This window comes from Actinomadura sp. NTSP31, from assembly GCF_041951385.1.
Lineage (GTDB): Bacteria > Actinomycetota > Actinomycetes > Streptosporangiales > Streptosporangiaceae > Spirillospora > Spirillospora napierensis.
In genome coordinates this window covers 108,875-126,414 of sequence record NZ_JBGNUT010000002.1, presented here as the reverse complement: position 1 = coordinate 126,414, position 17,540 = coordinate 108,875, and the positions used below count along the sequence as shown (strand labels likewise).

Below are 17,540 nucleotides of genomic sequence, written 5' to 3'. Positions count from 1 at the left end.
GCGATGACGGTTTCAGAGGCGTGCGAGCGCACCGACCAGGTCGCCGGGGCGTACCGGCACTGCGAGCGGGTGGTGCGCGAGGAGGCCCGCAACTTCTCCTACGGGATACGGCTGATGCCGCCGCCGAAGCGCCGCGCGATGAGCGCGATCTACGCGTTCGCGCGCGGCATCGACGACATCGGGGACGGGCCGGAGCCGGCGTGCGTGCGGCTGGACCTGCTGGACCGGTCGCGGCAGCGGCTGCTGACCGTCCAGGAGGTGCTGCGGCGGCGCGCCGACGTGCGGACGCTGGAGGGCCATCCGGTGCTGACGGCGCTGGCGGACGCGGCGGGCCGCTTCCCGATCCCGCTCGCCGCGTTCGACGAGCTGATCGACGGCTGCGAGAGCGACGTGCGGGGGGCGCGCTACGAGACGTTCGACGACCTGCTGCGCTACTGCCAGCAGGTCGCGGGCTCGGTGGGCCGGCTGTCGCTCGGGGTGTTCGGGTCGGACGGCCGGCAGCGCGCCGAGGGGCTCGCGGACTCGCTCGGCGTCGCGCTGCAGCTCACCAACATCCTGCGGGACCTGCGGGAGGACCGGGCGGCGGGGCGGGTGTACCTGCCGGCCGAGGATCTGGAGCAGTTCGGCTGCACGCTGGAGCTGGACGAGTCGGGGGTGTTCATCGACCCGCCGTGGCGGCTGCACAAGCTGGTCGTCTTCCAGGCCGAGCGGGCCCGCGCCTGGTACGCCGAGGGGCTGCGGCTGCTGCCGCTGCTGGACCGGCGCAGCGCGGCGTGCACGGCGGCGATGGCGGGGATCTACCGGCGGCTGCTGGAGTGCATCGCGGCGGACCCGGCGGCGGCGCTGAACTCGCGGGTGTCGCTGCCGACGTGGCAGAAGGCCGTGGTGGCGGCGCGGGCGCTGACGGGGGTGGAGCGGTGAGCGTCGTGGTGGTGGGCGGCGGGCTCGCCGGCATCAGCACCGCGATCGCGCTGCAGGAGTCGGGGATCGCGGTCACACTGCTGGAGGCGCGTCCGTGGCTGGGCGGCGCGACGCATTCGTTCCGGCGCGACGAGCTGAGCGTCGACAACGGCCAGCACGTGTATCTGCGGTGCTGCACCGCCTATCAGGGGCTGCTGCGGCGGCTCGGCGCCGAGCACCTGGTGCGGATGCAGGACCGGTTCGACGTCCCGGTGCTGCGGCCGGGCGCGCGGCCGGCGCGGTTGCGCAGGTCGCCGCTGCCGAGCCCGCTGCACATGCTGCCGTCGCTGGCGCGGTACTCGCATCTGCCGGTCGCCGACCGGCTGCGGGCGGTGCGCGCGTCGGCGGCGCTGCAGCGGCTCGACCCCGACGACCCGGCGCTGGACCTGCGGTCGGCGGGCCGGTGGCTGGCCGAGCACGGGCAGCGGCCGTGGGCGCGGGAGGCGCTGTGGGGGCTGTTCATCACCGCGGCGCTGAACGCGGAGGTGGACGACGCGGCGCTCGGCCTGTCGGCGATGGTGTGCCGGCGGGCGCTGTTCGGGCGCCCGGACGCGGCCGACATCGGCGTCCCGATCGTTCCGCTGGAGGAGCTGCACGGCGGCCCGGCGCTGCGCCGGATCGCCGAGATGGGCGGGACGGTCCGGCTGAAGGCGAAGGTCGAGGCGGTGACCACCGACCCGAAGGTGGTGGTGGACGGGATGCCGATCGCGGCGGACGCGGTGGTGCTGGCCGTCCCGCACGAGGCGGCGGCGCGGCTGCTGCCCGCGGAGGCGCTGCCGCGGCCGCTGCGCTGGCACGAGCTGGACGCCAGCCCGATCGTGAACGTGCACGTCGTGTACGACCGGCGGGTGCTGGACGAGCCGTTCGCCGCGGCGGTCGGCTCGCCCGTCCAGTGGATCTTCGACCGGACCGGGGTGGGCGGGCTGCGCGACGGCCAGTACCTGGCGATCTCCCTGTCGGCGGCGGACCGCTGGATCGACCGGCCCACCGCCGCGCTGCGCGAGCGGTTCGTGCCGGAGCTGGCGCGGTTGCTGCCGGGGGCGCGCGGGGCGCACGTCCGGGAGCTGTTCGTGACGCGGGAGCGGCGGGCGACGTTCCGGCAGGCGCCGGGCAGCCGGTCGCCGCGTCCGGGCGCGGCGACCCGGGCCAGGGGCCTGTTCCTGGCGGGCGCGTGGACCGACACGGGGTGGCCGGACACGATGGAGGGCGCGGTGCGCAGCGGCCTGACCGCCGCCCGCCTGGTCCGCCGCCACCTGGAGGGGGTGCGGGACCGGTGACGGCCGCGTCCGCCACCGCCCGCCCGGCCCGGGAGTCCGAGGCGAACCATTCGGAGAGGTGTGATCGATGACGGCCGTACCGGTCTCGATGACCGATGTCCGCGGGCTGGTCGACGGGGCGCTGCGCGCCGCGGTGGGCCGGCTCGATCCGCGTACCTACCGGGTCGCGGCCTACCATCTCGGCTGGGCCGACGAGGAGGGCCGCCCGCTGACGGCGCCCGCCGGGAAGGCGCTGCGCCCGGCGCTGGCGCTGCTGTCGGCGCGGGCGGCGGGGGCGCCGCCGGAGAGCGCGCTGCCCGGCGCGGTCGCGGTGGAGCTGACGCACGCGTTCTCGCTGCTGCACGACGACATCATGGACGGCGACCGGACCCGCCGGCACCGGCCGGCGGCGTGGACGGTGTTCGGGGAGCCCGCCGCGATCCTGGCGGGCGACGCGCTGCTCGCCCTCGCGCTGGAGGTGCTGCTGGAGGCGCCCGGGCAGGGGTCGGCGCGGGCGGCGCGCTCGCTGACGGTCGCGACGCGGCGGCTGATCGCGGGCCAGTCGCTGGACCTGGAGTTCGAGACCCGCCGGCAGGTCGGGCTGGAGGAGTGCGCCTCGATGGCGGCGGACAAGACCGCCGCGCTGCTGGCCTGCTCCTGCGCGATCGGGGCGGTGCTGGACGGCGCGCCGGAGCCGCTGTCGGCCGCGCTGGAGGCGTTCGGGGAGGACCTCGGGCTGGCGTTCCAGCTGGTGGACGACCTGCTCGGCATCTGGGGCGACCCGGCGACGACCGGCAAGCCGGCGCTGTCGGACCTGCGGTCCCGGAAGATGTCGCTGCCGGTGGTGGCCGCGCTGAACTCCGGCACGCCGGAGGGCGCGCGGCTCGCCGAGCTGTACGCGGTGCCGCCGGACCCCGAGGGGCCGGACGAGGAAGAGTCGGCCGAGGCGGCCGCGCTGGTCGAGGCGGCGGGCGGCCGGGCGTGGGCGGAGGACGAGGCGGACCGGCGCATCGCGAGCGCGACCGCGCAGCTGGCGTCCGCCGGGCTGCCCGAGCCGGTCCGCGCCGAGTTCCTGCACATCGCCGACTTCGTCACCCGCCGGGACCACTGATGACAGCGACCGAACCCGCCGCCGGGCCCACCGCCGGGCCCGCCACCGGAACCACCGCGACCCGCACGCCCGCCGAGGCGATGGCGGCCGCCCGCGACCACCTGCTCGCCCTGCAGGCGCCGGAGGGCTGGTGGAAGGGCGAGCTCCAGACCAACGTGACGATGGACGCCGAGGACCTGCTGCTGCGCGAGTTCCTCGGCATCCGCACCGACGCCGACACCCGCGAGGCGGCCCGCTGGATCCGCTCGCAGCAGGCGCCGGACGGCACCTGGGCCAACTTCCACGACGGGCCGCCGGACCTGTCCACGACCGTCGAGGCGTACGTGGCGCTGCGGCTGGCGGGCGACGAGCCGGACGCCCCGCACATGCGCCGCGCCGCCGCGTTCGTCCGGGGCGAGGGCGGCATCCCGGCCACCCGCGTCTTCACCCGGTTCTGGCTGGCGATGTTCGGGCAGTGGCCGTGGGACGACCTACCGGTGGTGCCGCCGGAGATGGTGTTCCTGCCGCGCTGGTTCCCGCTGAACGTCTACGACTTCGCGTGCTGGGCGCGGCAGACGATCGTCCCGCTGACGGTGGTCGCGGCGAAGCGCCCCGTCCGGCCGCTGCCGTTCGAGCTGGAGGAGCTGCGGTCGGGGCGGGCCGTGCGGCGCGGGCGGCGGGTGGTCCCGGGCTGGGACGAGGCGTTCGGCGCGCTCGACCGGGTGCTGCACGCCTACGAGCGGCGGCCGCTGCGCGGGCTGCGGAAGGCGGCGCTGCGCCGCGCCGGCGAGTGGATCATCGCGCGGCAGGAGCCGGACGGGTCGTGGGGCGGCATCCAGCCGCCGTGGGTGTACTCGCTGCTCGCGCTGCACCTGCTCGGCCACGGCCTGGACCATCCGGTGGTGCGGCGCGGCCTCGAAGGGCTGGAGCGCTTCACCGTCCGGGACGCGAAGGGGCGCCGGCTGGAGGCCTGCCAGTCCCCCGTCTGGGACACCGTCCTGGCGATGAACGCGCTGGTCGACGCGGGCCTGCCCGCGGACCACCAGGCCCTGGAGGCGGCGGCCGAGTGGGTGGTCGGCGAGGAGGTGCAGGGGCCGGGCGACTGGTCGGTGCGCCGCCCCGACCTGCCGCCGGGCGGCTGGTCGTTCGAGTTCGACAACGACTACTACCCCGACACCGACGACACCGCGGAGGCCGTCCTCGCGCTGAGCCGCGTCGCCCATCCGAGGGCCGAGCCGGCGATCGAGCGCGGCGTGCGGTGGATGGCCGGGATGGTGTCCAGGGACGGCGGGTTCGGCGCGTTCGACGCCGACAACACCCGCGCGCTGTGCCGCCGGCTGCCGTTCTGCGACTTCGGCGAGGTCATCGACCCGCCGTCCGCCGACGTCACCGCGCACGTCGTGGAGGCGCTCAGCCATCGCGGCATGGCCGACTCGACCCTGGTGAAGCGGGCCGTCGTGTGGCTGCTGAAGGCGCAGGAGGACGACGGGTCCTGGTTCGGCCGGTGGGGCGCCAACCACGTCTACGGGACGGGCAGCGTGGTGCCCGCGCTGATCGCGGCGGGCGTCCGGCCGGACGGGCCCGCGATCCGGCGGGCCGTCACGTGGCTGGAGCGCCACCAGCGCGACGACGGCGGCTGGGGCGAGGACCTGCGCTCCTACCGCGACCCGGAATGGATCGGGCACGGCGTCTCCACCGCGTCGCAGACCGCGTGGGCGCTGCTGGCGCTGCTGGCGGCCGGGGAGCGCGGCCCGGCCGTGGAACGGGGCGTGCGGTGGCTCGTCGAGCACCAGCGCCCGGACGGGACGTGGGACGAGGACCACTTCACCGGCACCGGGTTCCCCGGCGACTTCTACATCAACTACCACCTGTACCGCCTGGTGTTCCCGCTGTCGGCGCTGGGCCGCTATGTGAAGGAGACGGGATCCTGAATGGCCATGCCACTGCGCCAGAGCCTGCGCGTCGGCGGGTACGTCCTGCGGAACAAGCTGGCGGGGCGGAAGAAGTTCCCGCTGATCGTCGAGCTCGAGCCGCTGTTCGCCTGCAACCTGGCGTGCGCCGGGTGCGGGAAGATCCAGCATCCGGCGAGCGTCCTCAAGCAGCGCATGCCGGTCGAGCAGGCCGTCGCCGCGATCCGCGAGTGCGGGGCGCCGATGGTGTCGATCGCGGGCGGCGAGCCGCTGATGCACCCGCAGATCGGCGAGCTGGTCCGCGAGCTGGTCCGGATGAAGCGGTACGTGTTCCTGTGCACGAACGCCGCGCTGATCCCGAAGAAGATCGACGACTTCGAGCCGTCGCGGTACTTCGCGTGGGCGGTGCACGTCGACGGGCTGCGTGAGCGGCACGACGCGTCCGTGTGCAAGGAGGGCGTGTTCGACGAGGCGGTCGCGGCGATCCGGATGTGCAAGGAGCGCGGGTTCCGGGTCACCACGAACACCACCGTGTTCAACACCGACACTCCGCAGACCGTCATCGACGTGCTCGACTACCTCAACGACGACCTGCGCGTGGACCAGATGATGATCTCCCCCGCGTACGCCTACGAGAAGGCGCCCGACCAGGACCACTTCCTGGGCGTGCAGGAGACGCGGGCGCTGTTCCAGAAGGCGTTCGCGGGCAACCGCAAGCGCTGGCGGTTCAACCACTCGCCGCTGTTCCTGGACTTCCTCGAAGGCAAGGCGGACTTCCCGTGCACGGCGTGGGCGATCCCGTCCTACTCGCTGAAGGGCTGGCAGCGCCCCTGCTACCTGATGGACGACGGCTACGCCGAGTCCTACAAGGAGCTGCTGGAGGAGACCGACTGGGACTCCTACGGCCGGGGGCGCGACGACCGCTGCGCCAACTGCATGGCGCACTGCGGCTACGAGCCCACCGCCGTGTTCGCCACGATGGGCTCGCTGAAGGAGTCGCTCCGCGCCGTGCGGAGCGTGTGATCACCGGCGTGTGACCACCGGCGTGTGATCACCGGCGTGTGATCACTCGTCCCGCAGTTCGCGGACGACGTCGCGGACGGCGCCGGCCAGCGCGTCGGCGTCGTCCACCAGCCCGGTGTCCGCGCAGATCCCGAAGCACAGCTCGCGGTCGACGCCGAGCGCGGCGACCGCGAGCGGCGCCCCGGGCGCGAGCGGGACGACCGGGTACACCCCGGTCACCGGGACACCCGTCAGCAGCAGCCGCTCGCCGCTGGCCGGCAGGCTCGACACGATCCCCTGCAGGAACCGGCCGCCGTAGACGGCCCGCGCGAACCGGGCGTGCAGCGGCGCGGGCATGAGCCGCCCGACCTGCCGCATCACGAACCACGCCGCCAGCGCGCGGGTGCCGGACCGCAGGACGCGGCTGCGCCGGGCGATCTCGGCGAGCCGCTCGGTCTCCGGCATCGCGCCGATCGGCAGGTCGACCATGACGGCGGTGGTGTGGTTGCCCTCCATGCCCTGGCCGGGCGCCCGCATCATCAGCGGCACCGCGACGCGGCACTCCCGCGGCGCCGCGCCCGCCTCCGGACGGTGGACGGTCCGCGCGAGGCCGCCGGCGACCGCGCACATCACCACGTCGGAGACCCGGGTGCCGTGCCGCCTGGCGATCCGCCGCGGGTCGTCCAGCGGGATCCGCAGGGTGCCGAAGCGGCGCTCGGCCGTCCCGGCGGCGGGCAGCCGCGCGGGTGGCGCCGCGCCGACCCCGCTGTCCGCGGCGAGCTGCGCCAGCCCGACGGCGCCGGCGAGCGCCTCCCGGACGCGGCGGCGCGGCGGCGCCGTCGCCCCGCCGCCGGACGCGGCGGGCGCGGCCGGCTCCATCAGCGAGATGGCCTGCGCGACCACGCCGACGCCGTCCGCGACGACATGGTGCATCAGGAACACCAGCGTGGTGCGGCCGGGCGCGGCCCCGTTGACCAGGATCATCCGCCACAGCGGCCGGTCGCGGGGCAGCGGCTCGGCCTGGATCTCGGCGATCATCGCGCGCAGGCCGCCCATGCCGTCCACGTCGCGCTCGGTGACGTGCCAGGACCAGTCGACGGCGGGGTGGTCGAGCCAGACCGGGCGGCGCCACCGGCCCCGGTCGGCGAGCCGCTGCCGGAACCGCGGCAGCCGGTCGAGCCGGTCGCCGATCAGCCGGACCAGGTCGTAGCGGCCGAGCGCGCGGCGCGAGGTGTCGAGCATGATGACGCCGCCCGTGTGCTGCGGGGCGGCGCCGGTCTCCACCGCCAGGAAGAACGCGTCCTGCGCCGGGACGCGTTCGGCCGCGGGCGGCCGGGCCGCCAGCCGTTCGGCGGTGAGCACCGACAGCGCCACCAGCGGGACCGCCGCGACCGCGTCCAGGACGTAGTGGTTGGCCGTGGCGACGATGACGTACGCGGTCACCGCGATGTGCGCGCCGTTCAGGGCCCGGACCCAGCGCAGCGCCTGCACGCGGGCCAGCTCGACGCCGGCCCACAGCGTCCAGGCCATGTGCAGGGACGGGACGGCCGCGAGCCGGTCCGCGCGGTCGATCAGCGGCGACCCCCACGACCCCCAGGTCCGGCCGCCCCGGACCGTGTCGACGAAGCCGGGATCGCCCAGCAGCCGGGGCGGCATGACCGGGAACAGCGCGAAGCACGCGATCGCGACGACGTTGAGGATGACGAACGCGTTGCGCGCCGTCCGGTACCGCTCGGGATGCCGCACGTACAGCCAGACCAGCAGCGCGAGCGTCGCCACGGCGTAGGTGGTGGCGTACTCGTAGTCGGCGAGCAGCCGCCAGACGGGCCGTCCGGCCAGCCAGCCGTTGAGCGCCGGTTCCACGTCGGCGCGCAGGGCGCGCTCCAGGCCGTACACCAGCTCGCCGTGCCGGCGGGCCGCGTGCTCCCTGACCTGCTCCGGCAGCATCGCCACCAGGGAGTACAGCCCGAACAGCGCCAGCCCGAGCAGAACCTCGCCGCTCGCCCGCCCGCGCGTCCCGGAGCCGTCCCGGGCGAGGACGGCGTCCTGCGCGGTCACCGCTTCCTGAGTCCCCATGGTCCCCCCGCACGGCTGTTTACCCAGCATTTCCGCCGGTCAGACGGCCATGACCGGAATAAAGGATCTTGTCCGGGATGTCGGCGCGGGCCGCGGCCGGTCCGGGAACCATCTGGCGCTCCGACCCGTCTTCGATATATCGTTGTCGTATCGCGAAGGATCAAAGAGAGATCTCAGAAGGAAGGTGCAGAACATGGGAACGGCACACGCGCACGGCGGACCCGACTGGCGCTGGGCGTTCGCGGCGGCGGCGCTCGGGGCGAAGGCCGCGCACGCGGCGTCCCGGCACCACGGCCCCGGACACCACGGCCCCGGGCCCCGCGGCGAGTTCCCCGGCTTCGGCCCGATGTTCGGCGGCGGGCCCGGCGCCCCCTTCGGGCCGCCCGGCGGGTTCGGCCCCGGCCGGGCGCCCTGGGCGCGCGGGCGCGGCCCGTGGGGCCGGGGACCGAAGGCCCGCAAGGGCAACGTCCGCGCGGCGATCCTCGTCCTGCTCGCCGAGGAGCCCCGCAACGGCTACCAGATCATCCAGGAGATCAACGAGCGCAGCGAAGGCGCCTGGAAGCCGAGCCCCGGCGCGGTCTACCCGGCGCTGCAGCAGCTCGCCGACGAGGGCCTGATCGCGGGCGAGGAGGGCGGCGGCCGCCGCACCTTCCACCTCACCGACGAGGGCCGCGCCCACGTCGAGGAGAACGCCGAGCGGCTCGCCGAGCCGTGGGCGGAGATGACGCCCGAGTTCGGCGAGGGCGTCCCCGAGCTGTTCAAGCAGGCCGCGCAGACGGGGGCCGCGGTGATGCAGATCGTCCACTCCGGCACGCCCGAGCAGGTCGGCCGGGCCACGGACGTCCTGTCGGAGGCCCGCCGGAACCTGTACCGCATCCTGGCCGACGACGCGCCCGGCGCCGACGCGGGCCCGACCGCCACCGACGACGAGGAGTAGACCGATGACTCGCCCGGACGACATCCGCGTCGGCGACGCCGAGCGGGACGCCGTGATGGTCGCCCTGCACGACCACTTCGCGGCGGGGCGGCTCGACCGCGGTGAACTCGACGAGCGCCTGGACGCCGCGCTGTCCGCCAGGACGCACGGCGACCTGCGCACCCTCGTCCGCGACCTGCCCGCGCCGACCGGCCTGCCCGAACCGGAACGGCCCGCGGCGGCCTTCGCCGAGGTCCCCTGGGACCTCGGCCCCGCGCTCATGTTCGGCGGCCCGGGACATCCGATGCGGCGGCACCACCGGCACATGGCTCACCGGCACGGTCCGCACTTCAAGGTGTTCCCGCTGTTGATCGCCGTGTTCTTCGTGGTCACGTTCAGCGTGGGCGTGGGCACGGCGGCGCTGGCGGTCCTGCACGTCGCGCTGGTGATCTGGCTGGTCCGCGCGGCCATGCTGCTCACCGGCGCCCGCCGCGCCCGCCGCCACCTCACCCCGGGCGCCTGACCCCGCCGCCTGACCACGGGCGGGGACCGCCGGGCGGGGTCAGGCGTCGAGGGTCAGTTCGTAGTGCAGCGTCCTGTAGTGCTTCATCCGGTGAAGCAGCGGCACCGCGATGCCCTGCTGGAGGCGGTGCTTGCGCGCCAGCATCCGGCGGATCGGCTTCGCCTCCTCCTCGGTGAGCAGCCGCACGCGGCCGTGCACCGCGGGGCCGGTGACCTTGCCGCTGTAGGTGCTCGGGGCGACCTCGACCTCGGGGTTGCGGGCCAGCCGCTTGGCCTTGTACGCCTTGTCGTAGGTACGGAAGTAGGCGTGGTCGCCGCGGACGACGATGTTCACCGGCGTCCCGACCGGCGTGCCGTCCTTGCGGTAGGTGGTCAGCAGGACGGTGCGCTGCCCGGCCAGGCCGTCCAGGATCTCGCGGATCTTCGCGCTCTGCATTGCGGGCCTCCCTTGTTCTTGCTCCTGCCCAGGAGACGGGAGGGAGACCCGCGGATGTGACATCAGCTCCGGCGCAGGCCCGCGGCCTCGGCGGCGAGGGCGCGGACGCGGTCCCAGTCGCCGGCGCCGACGGCGTCGGACGGGGTGAGCCAGGTGCCGCCGACGCAGCCGACGTTCGGCAGCGCGAGGTAGTCGGCGGCGGTGCCGGGCCGGATCCCGCCGGTGGGGCAGAACCGGATCTGCGGCAGCGGCCCGCCGAGCGCCTTCAGGTAGGGGACGCCGCCCGCCGCCTCGGCGGGGAAGAACTTCATCGCGGTGACGCCCTCCTCCAGCAGCGCGATCGCCTCGGACGCGCTGGAGACGCCCGGCAGGAACGGCAGGCCCGTGTCCGCCATCGCGGCGCGCAGCCGGGGCGTGCAGCCGGGGCTGACGAGGAACCGCGCGCCCGCCTTCAGCGACCGCTCGGCGTCCTGCGCGGTGACGACCGTCCCGGCGCCGACGACGGCGCCGGGCACCTCGGCGGCGATCCGCTCGATCGACTCGACGGCGGCGGGCGTGCGCAGCGTCACCTCGATGGCGGGCAGCCCGCCCTCGACCAGGGCGCGGGCCAGTGGCACCGCGGCGCCGGCGTCCTCCAGGACGACGACCGGGACGACGGGCGCCAGCCCGAGCAGCTCTTCGGTGTTCATGAGGTCTCCAGCATCTCCGGGACGGCGGGGTTCTGCGCCAGCCGGGCGGCCGCGCCGGCGAGCGCCGGGCGGGGGTGGACGATCAGCGCGGTCGGGATGGGCCGCATGTAGTCCTCGACGGGCGGCTTCGCCTCGAACCGGGCGCGGAAGTCGCTGGCCGCGAGGGCGCCGGCGATGCGCGGGAGGATACCGCCGCCGAGGTAGACGCCGCCGCGCGCGCCGAGCGTCAGGGCGACGTTCCCGGCGAGGGAGCCGAGGAGCGCGCAGAACATCCCGAGGGTCTCCGCGCAGCGCGGGTCGCCGTCGTGCGCGCAGATCCGCGCGGGGTCGAGGGGCTCGGCCCGCACGCCGTCGAGGAGCGCCAGGTAGCGGTGGATCGCGGCGAGACCGCTGCCCGACAGCAGCGACTCGGCGCGGGACGCGCCGTACTCGGCGCGCAGCAGCCGGACGACCTCCAATTCCCGGTCGGTCGCGGCGGGTACGTCGACCTGGCCGCCCTCGCCGGGCAGCGGCACCCAGCCGGCGGGCGTCGGGACGAGCCCGGCGACGCCGAGCCCGGTCCCCGGGCCGACCACGGCGAGCGGGGCCGCCTCCGTGCGCGGCGACGCCGGGCCGATGGGGACCACGTCGTCCGGGCCGAGGCGCGGCAGCGCCAGCGCGAGCGCCTCGAAGTCGTTGATGATCTCCAGGTGCGGGATGCCGAGGCGGTCCCCCACCTCCCGCGGGGTGCCCTTCGGCCAGCCGGCGTTGGTCAGGTGGTAGGTCCCGTTCGCGACGGGACCCGCCACGGCCAGGCACGCCGCCGACGGGCGGACGCCAGGGGCGTACCGGTCGAGGTAGGCGGCCGCCGCCTCCGCCAGCCCGGCGTGCTCGCGGGTCGGCAGCGACTCGACCCGGTAGGGGGCGCCGTCGGGGCCGTCCACCAGGGCGAAGCGGGCGTTGGTGCCGCCGACGTCCGCGACCAGCCACACCCCGCTCACGCGTGCCTCGTGTGAGGGGGCGACCCCCCACGCCCCCCGGTTCGCTCCGCTCATGCGAACACTCCGGCGCCCAGCTCGGCGGCGCCGACGGAGCGGCGGAACGTGTTGAACAGCTCGCGTCCGGTGCCCGTCCACTCCTCAGCGGACGGCGCCGCCCCGGCCGGGATGCGCGCGTCGAACTCCTCGTCCGGGACGAGCACTTCGAGCAGTCCCTTGTCGGCGTCCAGCCGGACGATGTCGCCGTCGCGGACGCGGGCGAGCGGCCCGCCCGCCGCCGCCTCCGGCGACACGTGGATCGCGGCGGGCACCGCCCCCGAGGCGCCCGACATGCGTCCGTCGGTGACCAGCGCGACGCGGAACCCGCGGTCCTGGAGCACCGACAGCGGCGGGGTGAGGCGGTGCAGCTCCGGCATGCCGTTGGCGCGCGGGCCCTGGTGCCGGACGACCGCGACGACGTCCCGGTCCAGCTCGCCGGCGGCGAACGCCTCCTGCATCGCCTCCTGCGACTCGAACACCCGGGCGGGCGCCTCGACGGTGCGGTGCTCGGGCCGCACCGCCGACACCTTGATCACCGCGCGGCCGAGGTTGCCGGACACGGTGTGCAGGCCGCCGTGGGTGTCGAACGGCTCGGCCGCGGGGCGCAGGACGCCGGTGTCCCCGGACTCGGCGGGCGCGTCGCGCCACACCACCTTGCCGCCTTCCAACTGCGGCGTCCTGCGGTACGCGGCGAGGGTGGCGCCGCCGACGGTCCGGGCGTCCTCGTGCAGCAGCCCGGCGTCGATCAGCTCGCCGATCAGGAACGCGGTGCCGCCCGCCGCGTGGAAGTGGTTCACATCGGCGGTCCCGTTCGGGTAGAGCCGGGTGAGCAGCGGCGTCACCTTGGACAGCTCGTCGAAGTCGTCCCAGGTCAGCTCGATGCCCGCGGCGGCGGCCATCGCGACCAGGTGCAGCGTGTGGTTGGTGGAGCCGCCGGTCGCCAGCAGCGCGACGATCGCGTTGGCGAACGCCCGCTCGTCCAGCAGCTCGCCGATCGGGGTGTACTCGTCGGCGAGGTCGGTGATCTTCAGGACCCGGCGCCCGGCCGCCTCGGTCAGGCCGTCGCGCAGCGGGGTGCCCGGCGGGATGAAGCTGGCGCCCGGCAGGTGCAGGCCCATGACCTCCATCAGCAGCTGGTTGGAGTTGGCCGTCCCGTAGAAGGTGCAGGTGCCGGGCGAGTGGTAGGACGCGGACTCGGCGGCGAGCAGCTCGTCCCGCCCGATCTCGCCCGCCGCGTACCGCTTGCGGACCTTCGCCTTCTGCGCGTTCGGCAGCCCGGACGCCATCGGCCCGGCCGGCACGAGGATCACCGGCAGGTGCCCGAACGCCAGCGCACCGATCACCAGCCCGGGGACGATCTTGTCGCACACCCCGAGCAGCAGCGCGCCGTCGAACATGTCGTGCGACAGCGCCACCGCCGTCGCCATCGCCACCACGTCCCGGCTGAACAGCGACAGCTCCATGCCGGCACGGCCCTGCGTGATGCCGTCGCACATCGCCGGGACGCCGCCCGCGAACTGCGCGGTGCCGCCGGCCTGGCGGATCGCGGCCTTCAGGATGTCCGGGTAGTCCTTCAACGGCTGGTGCGCGGAGAGCATGTCGTTGTAGGCGGAAACGATCGCGATGTTCGGTGTCACGTTCCCGCGCAGCCACAGCTTGTCCTGGACGCCGCAGGCCGCGAACCCGTGCGCGAGGTTCGCGCACCCCATGCCGCCGCGCGCCGGGCCCTGCGTGCGGGCGGCGGCGATGCGGTCGAGGTAGGCGGTGCGCCGGGCGGCGCTCCGCTCGGCGATGCGCTGGGTGACGCGTTCCAGCGCGGGGTGCAACACGGGTCGGCGGGCGGGTTGCAGGGCCATCGCAAGCTCCAGACCAGGGGGATCAGTTGATCGACAAACTATCGAGACATAGGTCACGCATACAAGCCGACTTATGAACTTCAACTGACAAAAGCCCGTCTGTTCGTCTAACTGGACGTACCGAACAGGCGCGTGCTTGACTGACCGGATGCCGCGTCCCGCCACTCGCCCGTCCACGAGCGGCGACGTGCTGCGCCTCATCCGCGAGGACGGCGTCGCCACCCGCGCCGAGCTGGGCCGCGTCACCGGCCTGTCCCGCCCCGCCGTGGCGTCCCGGGTCGCCGACCTGGTCGGCCGCGGCCTGGTCGTCGAGCGCGCCGACGGGCCGTCCACCGGCGGGCGGCCCCCGGCCCGGCTGGAGTTCAACGCCGCCGGCGGCGCCGTGCTGGTCGCCAACCTCGGCCAGTCCCGCGGCCAGCTCGCCGTCTGCGACCTCGGCGGCCGCATCCTCGCCCAGGTCGACGCGCCGCCCGCCGACACCACCGCGGGCAAGACCCTGCCCCGCCTCCTCGACCACTGGGCCGACCTGCTCGCCGGGTCCGGCGTCGACCCGGCCGCGGTGCGCGGCGTCGGCCTCGGCGTCCCCGACGCCGTCGAGCACCTTCCCGGACGCTGGGACGGCGTCGAGGTCGGCCCCCCGGTCCGGGACCGCTTCGGCGTCCCCGCCTACCTCGACAACGAGGTCAACACCGCCGCGCTCGGCGAGCACCAGGCCCACCCCGGCGTCCGCGACCTGCTGTTCGTCAAGGTGTCCACCGGGATCGGCGCGGGCGTGATCGCGGGCGGCGCCATCCAGCGCGGCGCGCTCGGCGCCGCGGGCGAGATCGGCCACGTGCCCGTCCCGTCCGGCGCCGGCGCGCCGTGCCGCTGCGGCAACACCGGCTGCGTCGAGGCCGTCGCGGGCGGCACCGCCCTGCTCGCCCGCTCCGCCGCGGCCGACCTGCCCGCCCTGGCCGCCCTCGCCCGCTCCGGCGACCCCGCCACCGTCGCGCTGCTGCGCGAGGCGGGCCGCCGCATCGGCGAGGTCGTCGCCACCGCCGTCAACCTGCTGAACCCCGCCGTCGTCGTCCTCGGCGGCGACCTCGTCGGCGCCGACGAGCCCCTCATCGCCGGCCTGCGCGAGGCCGTCTACCAGCGCTCGACCGTCCTCGCGACCCGCAGCCTGCGGATCGAGCCGAGCCGCCTCGGTGAGACCGCCGGTCTCACCGGCTGCGCCGCCATGGTCCTGGCCAACATCCTGTCCCCCGACGCCGTCGACGCCCTCTGACCGTCCTCAGCGGCCGGTCGGGGCGAGGTCCTCGGCGACGCGGCCGTCCGCGACGGTGAGGCGGCGGGTGGTGCGGACGGCCTGGAGCATCCGGCGGTCGTGCGTGACCAGCAGCAGCGTGCCGGTGTAGCCGTCCAGCGCGGATTCGAGCTGCTCGATGGCCGGGAGATCGAGGTGGTTGGTCGGCTCGTCCAGCACCAGCAGGTTGACGCCCCTGCCCTGGAGCAGGGCGAGGGCGGCGCGGGTCCGCTCGCCGGGCGACAGGGTGCCCGCCGGGCGCAGGACGTGGCCGGCGCGCAGGCCGAACTTCGCCAGCAGGGTCCGGGCCGGTTCCGGATCGAGGCCGGACGCGGCGGCGAACGCCTCCAGCAGCGGCTCGTCCCCGAGGAACAGGCCGCGCGCCTGGTCGACCTCGCCCACCACGACGCCCGGCCCGAGCGCGGCGTCGCCCTCGTCCGGGACGATCCGGCCGAGCAGCGCGCCCAGCAGCGTCGACTTGCCCGCGCCGTTCGCGCCGGTGATCGCGACCCGGTCGGCCCAGCCGATCTCCAGGTCCACCGGCCCCAGCGTGAACGCGCCGCGCCGCACCACCGCGCCCCGCAGCGTCGCCACGATCGCGCCGGACCGGGGCGCCGCGGCGATCTCCATCCGCAGCTCCCACTCCTTGCGCGGCTCCTCGACGGTGTCGAGGCGCTCGATGGCCCGCTCGGTCTGCCGCGCCTTCGCCGCCTGCTTCTCGCTGGCCTCCGAGCGGAACTTGCGGCCGATCTTGTCGTTGTCGGTGGCCTTGCGGCGCGCGTTGCGGACGCCCTTGTCCATCCAGGAACGCTGCATCTGGCCGCGCTCGCGCAGCGCCGACAGCTTGCCCGCGTACTCCTCGTACTCCGCCCGCGCGTGCCGCCGCGCGACCTCGCGCTCGGCCAGGTAGGCGTCGTATCCGCCGCCGTACAGGTTCACCTGGCGCTGGGCGAGGTCCAGTTCGAGGACGGCGGTCGCCGTCCGGGCGAGGAACTCGCGGTCGTGGCTGACGACGACCGTCCCCGCCCGCAGCCCCGTGACGAACCGCTCCAGCCGATCGAGGCCGTCCAGGTCCAGGTCGTTCGTGGGCTCGTCCAGCAGGAACACGTCGTACCGGCTGAGCAGCAGCGACGCCAGGCCCGCCCGCGCCGCCTGCCCGCCCGACAGCGCGGTCATCGGCCGGTCGAGCCCGACCCCGAGGCCCAGCTCGTCCGCGACCTCCCCGGCCCGGTCCTCGAGATCGGCGCCGCCGAGGGCGAGCCAGCGCTCCAGCGCCACCGCGTAGGCGTCGTCGGCGCCCGCGCGCCCTTCCACCAGGCCCTCGGTCGCCGCGTCCAGGTCGGCCTGCGCCGTCGCCACGCCCGTCCGGCGCGCGAGGAACCCCGCCACGGACTCCCCCGGCCGCCGCTCCGGCTCCTGCGGCAGGTACCCGACGGCCGCCGACGCGGGGCTCAACTGGACGGCGCCCTGCTCCGGCGTCCCGATCCCGGCCAGCAGCCGCAGCAGCGTCGACTTGCCCGCACCGTTGCCGCCGACGAGCCCGATGACGTCCCCCGGGGCGATGACCAGGTCGAGGCCGTCGAACAGCGCACGGTCCCCATGCCCGGCCGCGAGATCTTTGACAACGAGAGTGGCGCTCATAGGCCCTCAACGCTATCCGCCCCCGGCCCCCGGCCGGACGGGGCGAGCCCCATCGTTGATCGCCAGGAGTCATCCGGTCCGTCCCGGACGTTGGGGTGGACATGAACCCGCTTTACCTGCAGACCGAAAGGGCTTGGCCCCCCGATGGCGCCGCCGGTCCCCCCGCGCCGGCGGGGATCCGCCCCTTTACCGAGAACGACCGAACGGAACTGCTCGCCCTGTTCGGCCGCGCCCGCGAGGGCTCCCCGTCCGGGTCCCTCTGGGGCCACGAGGAGTCCGAGGCGTCCATCTACCTCACCCCCTACATGGACCTGGAACCGGAGTCGCTCTTCGTCGCCGAGTCCGGGGGACGGCTCGTCGGCTGCCTGACCGGATGCCGCGACTCGTCCCGCCTCCCGAGCGAGGAGGCCCGCACGCTGGAGGCCATCCGGAGGCACCGCCTCATGCTGCGCCCCCGTCTCGCGGCCTTCTTCGCGCGCAGCACCGGGGACCTGCTGTGGGCCGCCGCCCGCCGCCGCCCCAGGGCAGGGGCCTTCGAGGACCCCCGATGGCCCGCCCACCTGCACATCAACCTCGTCCCCGAGGCACGCGGGACCGGAGCCGCCGAGAACCTCATGACCGCCTGGTTCGACCGGCTCAGGTCCACCGGCTCCCCCGGCTGCCACCTGCAGACCCTGTGCGAGAACACCCGCGCCCTCTCGTTCTTCCGCCGCATGGGCTTCACCGAGCACGGCCCGGCCCGCCTCGTCCCCGGCGTCCGGTACCGCGGGCAGCGCCTCCACCAGCGAACAATGATCTGGACCCCGTAGCCCACCGGGCCACATCCGGCCGCCGTACGCTCCCCCGCTCCCCTGTGGACGGCCGGCTCTTACGCTCTGACCCGAC

The 17,540-nt window shown here is 75.2% G+C and carries 15 protein-coding genes; 9 read left to right on the top strand and 6 right to left on the bottom strand.

All coding sequences use genetic code 11. The annotated features are described in order from the left end of the window. Positions 1-3: 3 nt before the first annotated feature. From hpnD to hpnH, 5 genes are all read left to right on the top strand, one after another. The gene (gene hpnD, locus ACA514_RS03455) at positions 4-921 is read left to right on the top strand and encodes a presqualene diphosphate synthase HpnD (protein ID WP_375039499.1); all 918 of its coding nucleotides are present in this window, start codon (positions 4-6) and stop codon (positions 919-921) included. After that, positions 918-2,237, top strand: a complete 1,320-nt coding sequence (hpnE, locus tag ACA514_RS03450) for a hydroxysqualene dehydroxylase HpnE (protein ID WP_375039498.1) — start codon at positions 918-920, stop codon at positions 2,235-2,237. Before hpnD ends, hpnE begins: the two co-directional genes overlap by 4 nt. 67 nt (positions 2,238-2,304) lie before the next feature. Beyond that, positions 2,305-3,327, top strand: a complete 1,023-nt coding sequence (locus ACA514_RS03445; RefSeq protein WP_375039497.1) for a polyprenyl synthetase family protein — start codon at positions 2,305-2,307, stop codon at positions 3,325-3,327. Then, complete coding sequence (gene shc, locus ACA514_RS03440; RefSeq protein WP_375039496.1) at positions 3,327-5,237, top strand: squalene--hopene cyclase; 1,911 nt, start codon at positions 3,327-3,329, stop codon at positions 5,235-5,237. The genes ACA514_RS03445 and shc overlap by 1 nt, the downstream gene beginning before the upstream one ends. Beyond that, a complete protein-coding gene (gene hpnH / locus ACA514_RS03435; RefSeq protein ID WP_375039495.1) occupies positions 5,238-6,239 on the top strand; it encodes an adenosyl-hopene transferase HpnH in 1,002 nt (333 codons plus the stop codon). Between the two features lie 42 nt (positions 6,240-6,281). Here hpnH and ACA514_RS03430 read toward each other — a convergent pair whose 3' ends face one another. Then, positions 6,282-8,294 (bottom strand): phosphatase PAP2 family protein, encoded by a 2,013-nt coding sequence (locus ACA514_RS03430; RefSeq protein WP_375039494.1) that lies wholly within the window; start codon positions 8,292-8,294, stop codon positions 6,282-6,284. A 193-nt stretch (positions 8,295-8,487) separates the two neighbouring features. Here ACA514_RS03430 and ACA514_RS03425 point away from each other — a divergent pair, with 193 nt between their 5' ends. Together ACA514_RS03425 and ACA514_RS03420 are read left to right on the top strand one after the other, a co-directional pair. Then, positions 8,488-9,231, top strand: a complete 744-nt coding sequence (locus tag ACA514_RS03425) for a PadR family transcriptional regulator (protein ID WP_375039493.1) — start codon at positions 8,488-8,490, stop codon at positions 9,229-9,231. 4 nt (positions 9,232-9,235) lie between these two features. Continuing rightward, entirely contained in the window at positions 9,236-9,733 is a 498-nt protein-coding gene (locus tag ACA514_RS03420) for a DUF1707 domain-containing protein (protein ID WP_375039492.1), read from the top strand. Between the two features lie 39 nt (positions 9,734-9,772). Here the strand turns inward: ACA514_RS03420 and ACA514_RS03415 are convergent, their stop codons facing one another. The 4 genes from ACA514_RS03415 to edd all read right to left on the bottom strand — a co-directional run bounded on the left by ACA514_RS03415 (position 9,773) and on the right by edd (position 13,729). Beyond that, positions 9,773-10,168, bottom strand: a complete 396-nt coding sequence (locus ACA514_RS03415) for a PPOX class F420-dependent oxidoreductase (RefSeq protein WP_375039491.1) — start codon at positions 10,166-10,168, stop codon at positions 9,773-9,775. A gap of 62 nt (positions 10,169-10,230) precedes the next feature. After that, complete coding sequence (eda, locus tag ACA514_RS03410; protein WP_375039490.1) at positions 10,231-10,857, bottom strand: bifunctional 4-hydroxy-2-oxoglutarate aldolase/2-dehydro-3-deoxy-phosphogluconate aldolase; 627 nt, start codon at positions 10,855-10,857, stop codon at positions 10,231-10,233. Further along, the gene (gene glk / locus ACA514_RS03405; RefSeq protein ID WP_375039489.1) at positions 10,854-11,837 is read right to left on the bottom strand and encodes a glucokinase; all 984 of its coding nucleotides are present in this window, start codon (positions 11,835-11,837) and stop codon (positions 10,854-10,856) included. The genes eda and glk overlap by 4 nt, the downstream gene beginning before the upstream one ends. Before the next feature lie 50 nt (positions 11,838-11,887). Further along, positions 11,888-13,729, bottom strand: coding sequence for a phosphogluconate dehydratase (gene edd, locus ACA514_RS03400; protein ID WP_375039488.1), 1,842 nt, complete (start codon positions 13,727-13,729; stop codon positions 11,888-11,890). Between the two features lie 148 nt (positions 13,730-13,877). Here edd and ACA514_RS03395 point away from each other — a divergent pair, with 148 nt between their 5' ends. Beyond that, complete coding sequence (locus ACA514_RS03395) at positions 13,878-14,996, top strand: ROK family protein (protein ID WP_375039487.1); 1,119 nt, start codon at positions 13,878-13,880, stop codon at positions 14,994-14,996. A gap of 6 nt (positions 14,997-15,002) precedes the next feature. Here ACA514_RS03395 and ACA514_RS03390 read toward each other — a convergent pair whose 3' ends face one another. After that, complete coding sequence (locus tag ACA514_RS03390; protein ID WP_375039486.1) at positions 15,003-16,655, bottom strand: ABC-F family ATP-binding cassette domain-containing protein; 1,653 nt, start codon at positions 16,653-16,655, stop codon at positions 15,003-15,005. Between the two features lie 101 nt (positions 16,656-16,756). Here ACA514_RS03390 and ACA514_RS03385 point away from each other — a divergent pair, with 101 nt between their 5' ends. After that, a complete protein-coding gene (locus tag ACA514_RS03385; RefSeq protein ID WP_375039485.1) occupies positions 16,757-17,464 on the top strand; it encodes a GNAT family N-acetyltransferase in 708 nt (235 codons plus the stop codon). Positions 17,465-17,540 lie beyond the last annotated feature (76 nt).

Excerpts from the sequence above, each read along its gene's own strand:
- hpnD (WP_375039499.1), top strand. The coding sequence starts at position 4 with ATGACGGTTTCAGAGGCGTGCGAGCGCACCGACCAGGTCGCCGGGGCG.
- ACA514_RS03445 (WP_375039497.1), top strand. The coding sequence starts at position 2,305 with ATGACGGCCGTACCGGTCTCGATGACCGATGTCCGCGGGCTGGTCGAC.
- shc (WP_375039496.1), top strand. The coding sequence starts at position 3,327 with ATGACAGCGACCGAACCCGCCGCCGGGCCCACCGCCGGGCCCGCCACC.
- hpnH (WP_375039495.1), top strand. The coding sequence starts at position 5,238 with ATGGCCATGCCACTGCGCCAGAGCCTGCGCGTCGGCGGGTACGTCCTG.
- ACA514_RS03430 (WP_375039494.1), bottom strand. The coding sequence starts at position 8,294 with ATGGGGACTCAGGAAGCGGTGACCGCGCAGGACGCCGTCCTCGCCCGG.
- ACA514_RS03425 (WP_375039493.1), top strand. The coding sequence starts at position 8,488 with ATGGGAACGGCACACGCGCACGGCGGACCCGACTGGCGCTGGGCGTTC.
- ACA514_RS03420 (WP_375039492.1), top strand. The coding sequence starts at position 9,236 with ATGACTCGCCCGGACGACATCCGCGTCGGCGACGCCGAGCGGGACGCC.
- ACA514_RS03415 (WP_375039491.1), bottom strand. The coding sequence starts at position 10,168 with ATGCAGAGCGCGAAGATCCGCGAGATCCTGGACGGCCTGGCCGGGCAG.
- eda (WP_375039490.1), bottom strand. The coding sequence starts at position 10,857 with ATGAACACCGAAGAGCTGCTCGGGCTGGCGCCCGTCGTCCCGGTCGTC.
- edd (WP_375039488.1), bottom strand. The coding sequence starts at position 13,729 with ATGGCCCTGCAACCCGCCCGCCGACCCGTGTTGCACCCCGCGCTGGAA.
- ACA514_RS03395 (WP_375039487.1), top strand. The coding sequence starts at position 13,878 with ATGCCGCGTCCCGCCACTCGCCCGTCCACGAGCGGCGACGTGCTGCGC.
- ACA514_RS03390 (WP_375039486.1), bottom strand. The coding sequence starts at position 16,655 with ATGAGCGCCACTCTCGTTGTCAAAGATCTCGCGGCCGGGCATGGGGAC.
- ACA514_RS03385 (WP_375039485.1), top strand. The coding sequence starts at position 16,757 with ATGAACCCGCTTTACCTGCAGACCGAAAGGGCTTGGCCCCCCGATGGC.